This window comes from Chryseobacterium sp. CS3K3.1 (genome assembly GCF_059515165.1).
Genome location: NZ_JCAKRV010000017.1, coordinates 110,565 through 121,087, shown reverse-complemented (window position 1 = coordinate 121,087; position 10,523 = coordinate 110,565). Strand labels below are relative to the sequence as shown.

Annotated in this window: 6 protein-coding genes; 5 read left to right on the top strand and 1 reads right to left on the bottom strand. The window is 35.2% G+C overall.

All coding sequences use genetic code 11. The features are described from left to right. Positions 1-542 precede the first annotated feature (542 nt). The 5 genes from AC5YGI_RS16235 (at position 543) to AC5YGI_RS16215 (ending at position 6,898) form a co-directional block, all read left to right on the top strand. Positions 543-1,709: a T9SS type A sorting domain-containing protein gene (locus tag AC5YGI_RS16235; RefSeq protein WP_496168995.1), complete on the top strand. Its 1,167-nt coding sequence runs from the start codon at positions 543-545 to the stop codon at positions 1,707-1,709. A 126-nt stretch (positions 1,710-1,835) separates the two neighbouring features. After that, positions 1,836-4,487, top strand: a complete 2,652-nt coding sequence (locus tag AC5YGI_RS16230; RefSeq protein ID WP_496168994.1) for a 4-alpha-glucanotransferase — start codon at positions 1,836-1,838, stop codon at positions 4,485-4,487. Between the two features lie 139 nt (positions 4,488-4,626). Beyond that, positions 4,627-5,625 (top strand): hypothetical protein, encoded by a 999-nt coding sequence (locus AC5YGI_RS16225; protein WP_330745160.1) that lies wholly within the window; start codon positions 4,627-4,629, stop codon positions 5,623-5,625. Positions 5,626-5,811: 186 nt separating this feature from the next. Continuing rightward, positions 5,812-6,261 (top strand): DUF4890 domain-containing protein, encoded by a 450-nt coding sequence (locus tag AC5YGI_RS16220; protein WP_330745161.1) that lies wholly within the window; start codon positions 5,812-5,814, stop codon positions 6,259-6,261. 127 nt (positions 6,262-6,388) lie between these two features. Beyond that, positions 6,389-6,898, top strand: coding sequence for a ferritin (locus AC5YGI_RS16215; protein ID WP_202840411.1), 510 nt, complete (start codon positions 6,389-6,391; stop codon positions 6,896-6,898). A 431-nt stretch (positions 6,899-7,329) separates the two neighbouring features. Here the strand turns inward: AC5YGI_RS16215 and AC5YGI_RS16210 are convergent, their stop codons facing one another. Beyond that, the gene (locus AC5YGI_RS16210) at positions 7,330-10,470 is read right to left on the bottom strand and encodes a UvrD-helicase domain-containing protein (protein ID WP_330745162.1); all 3,141 of its coding nucleotides are present in this window, start codon (positions 10,468-10,470) and stop codon (positions 7,330-7,332) included. Positions 10,471-10,523 lie beyond the last annotated feature (53 nt).

Here is a 10,523-nt window from a genome sequence, read left to right as displayed (position 1 = left end):
CAGGAGTCTCAACAAAGTGTTATCAGATAACTAGTATTACTTTTGCTTTTTTAACCTTTAAATCCTAAAGCCTCTAATAAAGTAGGCTGGATTCCTGCGGAATGACACAGTGGAAAGAAGCGGCGTAAATGAAAAAGAAAGATGTTATCGGAATTAATTAAATTACTCCATTTGGAAAAGATAACCCCGGAACCCGTATCCCGAATTCGTCATATTATTTATAACGTATCATTGATCGTTCGTTCACTATCATAGCCCCGATAGGAATGGTTACCCCGCAGCTTGGGTTGGAATGAATGTGGTGGAGCGTGGGAGTGCATGGGCGCGAGGAGTATGAATGGATAGCGGGAAACAGCTCCTGATATTTTTGATGTCTGTTATGCTGATCAACAGAAATAAATGAGTAACCCAACGTCTTTTTGATATGTGATATTTTTAATGGGTGAGCAACTTTATTCAATTACCAGAGATTTTTGTTTTTGTAATTTAAAATTGTGTAACTTAGTAAGGTAAAAACAGTTACGAATCTAAAAATATATACTATGAAAAAACATTTATTCCCTCTATTTTTACTGTTGTTAGGTATAAATGCGCAAGCACAGCAGGATTTCTTTGCGATTACAGGAAAAGATACCCAAAGTATTACATTCAATGATTTTCGTGCAATTGATGGCACTAATGGAACTTCAGGAGAGAAGTTTTTCACTACCGATTCTTCAGCAAAGGTGTTTTCCCAAGCAAGAAAAGGTGTTGTAGCAGAAGACAAAAATTCTTACAATCATTCTCAATCTGTAACATTAGCAGCTCTTGCCTATGATTCTTCGAACAATAATCTGATATACATGCCTATGTTTTCTTCGAATATCTATGTGTTGAATCCGAAGACAAAGGAAATTACTTTAGTGGAAAATAAGGTGGCAAAAGTATCATCATGTGATATTAATTCTCATATTACCAGAATGGCAACCGGATATAACGGTAACATCTATGCTGTCAATAATGCGGGGACACAGTTTTTGGAAATCAGCAAAAAAGCAGGAGAATACACTGTGACTGATCTTGGAATTATTAAAGATGACCCTTCTAACGGAAGAAATTCTTTTACGGCTATGGAAACTGGTTTTGGCGGTGATATGATTGCTGATGCAGATAATAACTTCTATGTTTTTGCTGCTTCAGGAAATGTTTTCAAAGTTCTGACTAAAGATTTAAAAGCGCAATTTATAGGTAAAATTGCTGGCATTCCTGATAATTATTCCGTAAATGGTTCTGCTGTAAATGCTCAGGGGAAAGTGGTAATAGCAAGTGCAAAGGGAGGTGCTTTATACGAGGTAGATCTGACAACTTTGCAGGCTAAACAGCTTCCGGGAGAACAAGGACTTCATATTTACGATTTGGCAAGTAAATATTTTGCTAATGATAAATCTTCAACAGTAAATACTCTGGCTGCTAATCTTGATATTTATCCGACAAGAGTTGATGAACACTATATCAACGTTCATGTTAATAATAATTTAAAAGGTGGCATTAAACTGAACATTTTTGATATGGCAGGTAAAAATGTAATGAATCAGAGTTTATCGGTGAAAAATGGCTCAACGGATGAAAAAGTATACCTTAAAGGATTGGTAACCGGAGCATATATTGTAAATATTGCTGATGAATCAGGAAAAGCCATATTCAATAAAAAGATTTTAGTTACAAGATAATAGAGTGCTATAAATTAGCATATAAAGACCTTTTCAAATTATTTTGAGAAGGTTTTTTAATGATTATTTGATATCCAATAAGTTTTATTTTTCGATATTAAAATGTACTTTTATAAAAAAATATAGATGAAACTATACTTTAATGTAGGATATATTGTAAATGCTGGAGAAAATTTGCAGCTGGTATTTGGTGAAGACGAGAATACCGTACATGTCCATACTATGTTTTATGCGGAGAATGGTTTATGGAAATGCGAAGTAGACTATTTTTCAAAACTCATTTCTTATCATTACCGGGTGGTGAATGAAAAAGGGAATGTATTAAGAGAAGAATTTGTGGGGCATCATTTGAGTTTTCCACATAATTATAAGGAGTTTATCATTTTTGATGAATGGAATAACAAAAACTTTCCTGAGAATTATTTAAATAATAAAATTCTTTACAATAAGCTGCACGATTTTATTCCCGAAAAAGTTACGGTTTTAAAAAAACATACCCATCTGTTCAGAATAGAGGTCCCTATTTATAATAAGGATTGGAGGATTGTTCTTTTCGGAAGTACAGCATCACTGGGAAACTGGAGCTATGACAAAGTTGTTCATCTTAATCAGACAGATTTCGGAATGTGGGAAACTTCTGTTGAAATTCCGGAGAATGAATTTATCCAGTTTAAATATTGTATTTATGATACGAAAGAAAACAGGGTTATAGATGTAGAAACGGGAGAAAACAGATTTACAGTTGCTAATCCGCTGAGTGATGTGCTGCAGGTAGTTTCCAATCATTATTTTAGATTTAAGGGATATCAGATGTATCATGATGCCGGTGTCGCAATTCCTGTATTCTCATTGAGAAGTGAAGATGGATTCGGAGTAGGGGAATTTACAGATATTAAAAAACTGGCAGACTGGACGAAAGAAACCGGTCTTGGAATTATTCAGATTCTTCCCATCAATGATACAACAGCTAATTATTCATGGACAGATTCTTATCCCTATGCAGCAGTATCTGTTTATGCGCTGCATCCGCAGTATATCTCTTTAGAAAACCTTGATTATTCTTTACCGAAAGAATTAGTTGATGACTATCTGTCTGAAAAAGAGAAATTAAACTCTTTGGATCTGATCGATTATGAAAAGATGATTGAAGGCAAATGGAAATATCTTACAGCCATTTTCAACAAGGAAAAAGATAAAATTTATAAAGACAGAAATTTCAAGAAATTCATCAAGGATAATGAATATTGGCTTGTTCCTTATTCTGCATTCTGTGTTTTGAGAGACAAATATAAAACACCTAATTTCAACGAGTGGAAAACTCACAAAAAATATATTGCAGGAAAGATTTCACAGTTTTTTACAACGAAGAATAAAGACTATGATATCTCAATGCTTCATGCCTGGGTACAGTATCAGTTACATGTACAGCTGAAAGATGCTGTTGATTATACCCATAACCTGGGAGTTTCGTTGAAGGGAGATCTTCCCATTGGTATTTACAGATATTCTGTAGAAGCCTGGACAGAACCGGAATTATTCGGAATGGATTTTCAGGCTGGTGCACCACCTGACCAGTTTACTGAGTTGGGACAGAACTGGGAGTTCCCGACTTATAATTGGGAAGCCATGAAAGCAGACGATTATAAATGGTGGAAAAACAGGTTCAAAGCACTGGAACAGTATTTTGATGCCATGAGAATCGATCATATTTTGGGATTCTTCAGAATATGGAGAATGCCGGTCTCTGCTGTACAGGGAATTTTAGGATACTTTTACCCGGCTGTCCCTATTGTTTTGGATGAATTCAAGGCCTGGCAGATTCCGTTTAATTTTGACAGGTATTGTAAGCCTTTTATCAACAATAAGATCTTATGGGATTATTTTGGAGAAGAAAGCGCAAAAGCTCTTGAGTTGATGAACCGTAATGAAGATGGTACCTATACTTTTAAAGAAGAATTTAATACCCAGAGAAAACTCGTTGACTTCTTTAAGAAAAAATCATACGGATCTATTGAAGAGAAATTGATTTCCCTTTGTGCCAATGTTTTGTTTTTACCGGAAGAAAGAAATGGGAAGACGGTTTACCATCCCAGATTTAATGTTTACAATACAGAGTCTTATCAATACCTTCCCGAATCGGAACAGAAAAGTATATATGACCTTTACCACGACTACTTCTTCAGAAGACAGGACCGTTTGTGGTTTGAAAAAGCCATGGAGAAACTTCCTGTTATCCTGAATGCTACTAAAATGCTGATCTGTGGTGAAGACCTGGGAATGGTTCCTGCCTGTGTACCTGTTGTAATGGACGAATTGGCCATCATAGCATTAAAAGTACAAAGAATGCCTTCTGAAAATATTCCGTTCTATAATCCTAAGAATGCAAACTATATGAATGTAGTGACAGCTTCTTCCCATGACAGTTCAACGTTGAGACAATGGTGGAAAGAAGATCCTGTATTGACACAGAAATATTACAATCAACAGCTGATACAATACGGAAAGGCACCTGAAGATCTCAATCCCCACCTTGCTGAAATCATTATGAAGCAGCATTTGTATAATGAGGCTATGCTTGCTATTTTCCCGCTGCAGGAGTTTCTGGCAACAGATGCTGAGCTTACCAATAAGAAAATGGACAATGAAAGAATCAACAATCCGGCGGTTTTTCCACACTATTGGCGTTACAGAATGCATATAAAACTTGAAGATCTGAAAGAGAAAACCTCTTTCAACAAAAAAATTGCACATTGGATAAAAGATAGCGGAAGAGCGTAAATTTTACACTTGATTATCAGATAGTTAAAAATATTTTAAAAGAAGTTTAATCTTATGATTTAACTTCTTTTTTTTATTTGTATCAAAAAGATAGAATTAAGATATTCTGCTATATATTAACCAATTAACGACTATAGAGATGAAAAAAATATTTTTGGGATTAGCTTTTGGGTTGGGCGTTTTGACGTCTGCTCAGCAATATCCGAATAATGGTTGGGATGATGACGGTTATTATCAGAATGATGGAGGTTATTACAGTGACCAAGATGATAGAAATTATTTCCCTGACGATTATTATTACAATTATCCTCAGGACTATTATCCAAGTAATTATTACCAAAGCTATTATAACGACTACAGAGGAAGTATTATCAATATCGACTGGAACGGATTTTTCGTACAGAACAGATTAAGCAGATGGCAGGTAGACCAGATTATGAGATTGAATAATCTGTTTGCAAGTTTCACAGCATGGAATAATTTCTACAGATATAATCCGGACAGATGGTATTATGACAGGTTTTATGCACTGGAAAGAATTTTAGGACCAAGAGTATTTGTGGTTTTCCAGAATAACTATTACAGAGGTTCCAGCCCAATCGTATATTTCCAGAATTACAGAAGAACGTATTACGTACCGAGATATACGGTAATGCCAAGATATAGAAATATTAATATCAACGTTTACAGGGTAGACCGCTCAAGATTCCGTAGCATGGATAATCCTACTTTTGATATTATCAGAAGAGGCAGCAGACCGGATAACGGTTTCAGAAACACGGGAAACAATGGGAATTCAGGAGGATTCCGTGGAAATAACGGAAATAACAATAATTCCGGTTTCAGAAATGATAATAATGGTGGTTTCAGAAACAGTAACGGAGGCGGCTTCCGGGGAAATTCTGACAATGGAGGAAACAGAGGAAATAATGATAACGGAGGCTTCAGAAATAATAATGGCGGCGGATTTAGAGGGAATAGTGAAGTAAGAAAAGAAGCTCCTAAAAGAGAAAACAATAGCGGCTTCAGAGGAAACAATGGAGGAGGCTTCAGACAAAGATCTGAAAGTTCTGCACCTAGACAGGAAAACCGTGGAAATAGCGGTGGTGGTTTTAGAGGCAGTTTAGTAAAGAATTAATTTTCATATATTATATTTAAGTGGTGTGAAGGGCAGGTTTTTATAATCTGTCCTTTTTTTGTTGTTTTTTTAATTTGTTTTTGTTAAAATTTAACATTATTTATGAATTTGTTAATTTAACTTGTGTTTTAATTCATTATCAAAAAGGTATAATAACAAAATAACAATTAATTAAATTTTAAAAAGATGAAAAAATTAGTTTTAGCAATAGCATTTATCGGAATGGGAAGTTTTGCAATGGCACAACAAACTACAACTCCGCAGGACAAACAGGCAAGAGCTGCTGAAATGAAGCAGAGAATGGAGCAAAAACAACAGGAACATTTAGACCAGATGCAAAAAGACCTTAATCTTAATGCTTCTCAGGTAGCTCAGATAAAGGTACTTCAGGATAAAAGAAAAGAGGAAATGAAGGCAGAGTTTGACAAGCATAAGGCAGACAGACAAGCTAAAATGCAGGAAATGCACGCCAAAAGAGCCCAAATGGATGCTGATATGAAAAAAATCCTTACTCCTGATCAATATGATAAATGGCAGGCTGACAGAAAAGCAAAAGCAGAGAAAATGAAGATGGCTATGAAAGAAAGAAGAATGATGAAAAAGCCGATGAATACAGGAACTGCTGAAGTAAAATAACAGTTTGTAATTTTAGTTTTTTAATGTTTTAAGGGTGGATGTTTTTCCATCCTTTTTGTATTAATTTTCTTTAAAACTTTTGATTTAGGGCTTTTATTCCCTATTTTTGACTATAAATTTAATACGTATGGTTAGCGAAAAAATTGCAAAATTAATTAACGAACAAATTGCCCACGAACAATACGCCGCTCAATATTATCTTTCAATGTCTGCATGGTTTTCAGGAAAAGATCTGGATGGAATTGCCAACTATTTCAGAGTACAGAGCAAAGAAGAATTGATGCATGCAGATAAAATGTTTGATTATTTGAATGATGTAGGAGGAGAAATTATCATTGGAGAAATTCCAAAACCTCCACATGAGTTCGAAAACGCAACGGATATTTTTGAGAAAGCATTAGCACATGAGAAAGTCGTAACTAAAAGTATTTTCAATATTGTAAAAAATGCAAATGAAGAGGGAGATTTTGCAACAACATCATTCCTGCAGTGGTTTATCAACGAACAGGTAGAAGAAGAAGCGAGTGCTTCTCAATACGTAACAAAAATCAAAATGGTGTGCGATAATCCATCTGCATTATACCTTTTTGATCAGGAATTGTCACAGAGAGTATTTACTCCTGATACAACTGCTTAAGATTGAAAATTCTTCAAAATATAAAACCGTTATTCTTAAGAATAGCGGTTTTTTTGTTATGATAATGAATTATTTCCTATACGGCCGCCTTTGAATTCTGACAGCAGAAATAAAAACCACCGCTCCCAATACAAAACTTAGAAATAAAGAGTTGGCAATATTTTCAGCGGGCCCAAAATGGTGGTCATCTGGGGTAACGGGCGGGTCTAAGCAATCAACAATATTGTAAGTGACCACTGTCGTAAATAACATGATAATCAGGCTTATAAAAAAGGAGTTCAAGTATATTCTCATGGTTGGTTAGTTGTAAAACAAAATATAATCAAAGACTGTATGATTGTACTCGTCTTAGAATAAAAATACTAAAACCTTTTTATATTTGAACAATTTTTGTGAAAAATTGTTACAGTAATGTTTTGTAAATCTTCAGATTACAGATAAATGATCTGAGTTTTGAGTACTTTTTTGCCCAGACGTTCAAGAATGTTTTTATATCCTTCTACCTGTGCTTCATCTTTCGCTTTTGGTTCACCGGTTTTGAAATCTACAATTATATAACCTTCTTCACCCTTTAAAACACGGTCTGGCCTGAAAATATGGCTTTCTCCTCTTTCAGAGATCATGATATCTTTTTCGTTGATTACTTCCCATTTTTCATCAAAAAATTCTGCATACGTTCTGACAATTTCCTGTAATGTAATCTGTATTTCATTTTTTTCCTCCAGTGTAATCTGCCCTTCCAAAGCATAACCGTCCAATACTTTCACTATATCTCTTTCTGTATTGATCTTCGATAAAAGTTCATGCACAAAAAGCCCGATTCTTACCTTTTCATTTCTTACCTGATAATTTTTAGACGGCGTAGCAATTTTGATGGATGTACTTTTTTCATTAACATTCTTCAGGTTCTGGATATTCTGGGTTTTAAAAGAAGAGCTTTTATCTTTCGAATATTTCTTCAGCATTGCAGGATTTACCTGGTACACATCAAACTCGTCAGCCTGTTCAGGATTTTTTGTCTGAAGAAATTCTAAAAGCTCAAGATTATTAGAGGTCTTATTCGCCTTTTGCAGATAGAAAAACAGCTGTTCAACAGGCCTGGTGGTAGCCACGTATTGCAGACACAATCTGTCGATCAGGTTTTTATAAGAATTCTTTGTGTTGAAAAACAGAATTTCATCATCATAAGCTTCCAAGTTTTTACTGAACTGGTTGATGTTGACCGATTTTAAAGCTTCATTTTCATTGGTATCAAACCAGTTGGTAAATTCACTGTCCCGGTTTTTGTTCATCATTGGGATAAAAACAATCGGGAATTCCAGTCCTTTAGACTTGTGGATCGTCATAATCTGGACAGCGTCGATATTTTCCGAAGCCTGAATAGTGTATGAAGAAGCTTCTTCATCCCAGTATTTCAGAAACTCTTTGGTACTGGCACCTGCGTTCTGCGTAAAGTTGAAAAGCATTTCCAGGAAGTTCAGTAAAAAGTCTGTTTCTTTATTTTCAACAGAAAATTCGTTGATATAATATTCAATAAAATTATAAAGATTGAATCTCGGAAAGTTATCCTGTTTAAGCTGCAGCGAATATTTTTGCTGGATAAACTGTAGAATTTCTTCATGCCCTTCAATATCCAGAATTTCTTTCATTCCTAAAGTGAAATCCGGCATATCAATTTTTCCGAGTGTATTCAGATGGTACATCATCATAATCAGACAATGTTTATTCTTAGGATTGAGCTCCCAGCGAAGAAATTCAATAACAGCCTTTAACGTATTGGAAAGTTCCAGTGTAAGGCCTTTATCAGAAATCGTTTTAATATTGGTTTCTTCTCCTTTATAGCTGACTTTTAAAGCTCCCAGTTTCTGAGAATAACTGAAAATATCAAAATTTCCACGGCAAAGAATGGTGATGTCAGAAAACTTGAAACCATTATCCAGACATTCCTGGATATCTTTCCGCATCCTTTCTGAAGTATCATTGTAAAATTCTTCATTCGTAAGATTTTCGATCAGATTTACCTTTACGCGTCCCTCCATTTGGGATTTTGGATTTTGCTCAGCATCTGCCCCGAAAATATTCTGATGTTCTTCCAGCAATCCTTCAGAATGAAAACGGTACAGTTCATTGTTGAATTGTACAATGTTTCTGGCACTTCTCCAGTTATCCTTTAATACCAGAAGATCAGCTTCTTTAGGTGAAAATTCTTTTTTGTTGATGATATCCAGCATCAGTTTGCTTTCCCCGCCACGAAACCGGTAAATACTTTGCTTGGGATCGCCCACCAATGTAAATGATGTGTATTCTGTAGAAACACTGTGATCTCTCAGCGGAACAAAATTCTGCCACTGCAGTTCTGATGTATCCTGAAACTCATCAAAGAAATAATGCTGAAACTGTGAACCTACTTTTTCATAAATAAAAGCTGAAGGTTCATTTCTAAGATTTTCATTGATCAGAATATTAAACTTGGAAAGCAGAACAAGATCATTTTCTTCTTCAATTTTCTGAAGTTCATCCTGAATATCTTTGTTTACCTTTAAAGGAAGAAGAGCAGACAAAACTTTTTCTTTCTTTTGAGTTTCAATATACAGAATGATAAGTTTCATTCTGTTGTCGAGAAGTTGATCCAGGATTTCGAAAATTTCAGACTCTTTATGTTTCGATTTTGAAGACGCTCCCTTTCTATAATTATTGATAACAGAGTCTTCCTGCGTAGTAGGGAAAGGAAAACCAGTTCTTTTCTGCTGATAAAAATCGATAACCTTAGTAAAAAAGCCTCCGATTCCGTTTTTACCCTGAGCAAAATCTTCAATATCAATATTTCTTGATCTGAATAATTCAATAGAACTTGCGGCAAGCTCTGCAGACTGTTTTTTATTGAGAACAATCTCTTTACGAAGCGTATTCTTGATATTCTCATAACTGGCATCGTCAAAGCTTTTATTGCTTTTCAGATGCTCATAGTGAATATCCTTTACAAATTCCTTAGCCGAATCATAAAGATTTTTATTAAGATTGATCCTTTCATTGTTTTCAAGACTGTAGTCTACATAATCCATGAAAGAATTGGAAATAGTCTCATTCTCACCAATCTGATCCAGCATCTTATCAACGGCTTCTATCAGAAACGGTTCAGCTTCAATTTCAAGGTTAAAATTTTTAGCCAGTCCCAATTCATAGGAAAAACTTCTTACCAGCCTTGAGTTAAAACGGTCAATCGTTCCGATATTCAGTGTGGAATAATTGTGGAGAACATAATCCAGCATTTTTTTAGAACGCTGATGAAGGTCATCGATGGTAATTTTCAGGCCCTGTTCTTCAAATGCTTTCTGGATGTTTTTCAGATCCGTATTTTCTGCATAATCTTTAGCTGAAAAATTTCCCAGCCACGATAAAATTCTTTCCTTCATCTCGTTCGCTGCTTTATTGGTAAAAGTAAGCGCGAGAATATTCCTGATCGACTGCTGCTGATTAGGGTAGCGGAGACAGATCATCAGAAGCCTTTGTACCAGGGCATAGGTTTTCCCGGATCCGGCAGAAGCATTGATGACTGTGTAAGAATTTTGCATTGTTAAAAGAGAATTGAGACTGCAAGTTAGCTAAAATTTAAAAGAAACTTTAA

Bases quoted from the DNA above. Each gene is read 5' to 3' on its own strand.
- AC5YGI_RS16230 (WP_496168994.1), top strand. From the start codon at position 1,836: ATGAAACTATACTTTAATGTAGGATATATTGTAAATGCTGGAGAAAAT.
- AC5YGI_RS16220 (WP_330745161.1), top strand. From the start codon at position 5,812: ATGAAAAAATTAGTTTTAGCAATAGCATTTATCGGAATGGGAAGTTTT.
- AC5YGI_RS16225 (WP_330745160.1), top strand. From the start codon at position 4,627: ATGAAAAAAATATTTTTGGGATTAGCTTTTGGGTTGGGCGTTTTGACG.
- AC5YGI_RS16215 (WP_202840411.1), top strand. From the start codon at position 6,389: ATGGTTAGCGAAAAAATTGCAAAATTAATTAACGAACAAATTGCCCAC.
- AC5YGI_RS16210 (WP_330745162.1), bottom strand. From the start codon at position 10,470: ATGCAAAATTCTTACACAGTCATCAATGCTTCTGCCGGATCCGGGAAA.
- AC5YGI_RS16235 (WP_496168995.1), top strand. From the start codon at position 543: ATGAAAAAACATTTATTCCCTCTATTTTTACTGTTGTTAGGTATAAAT.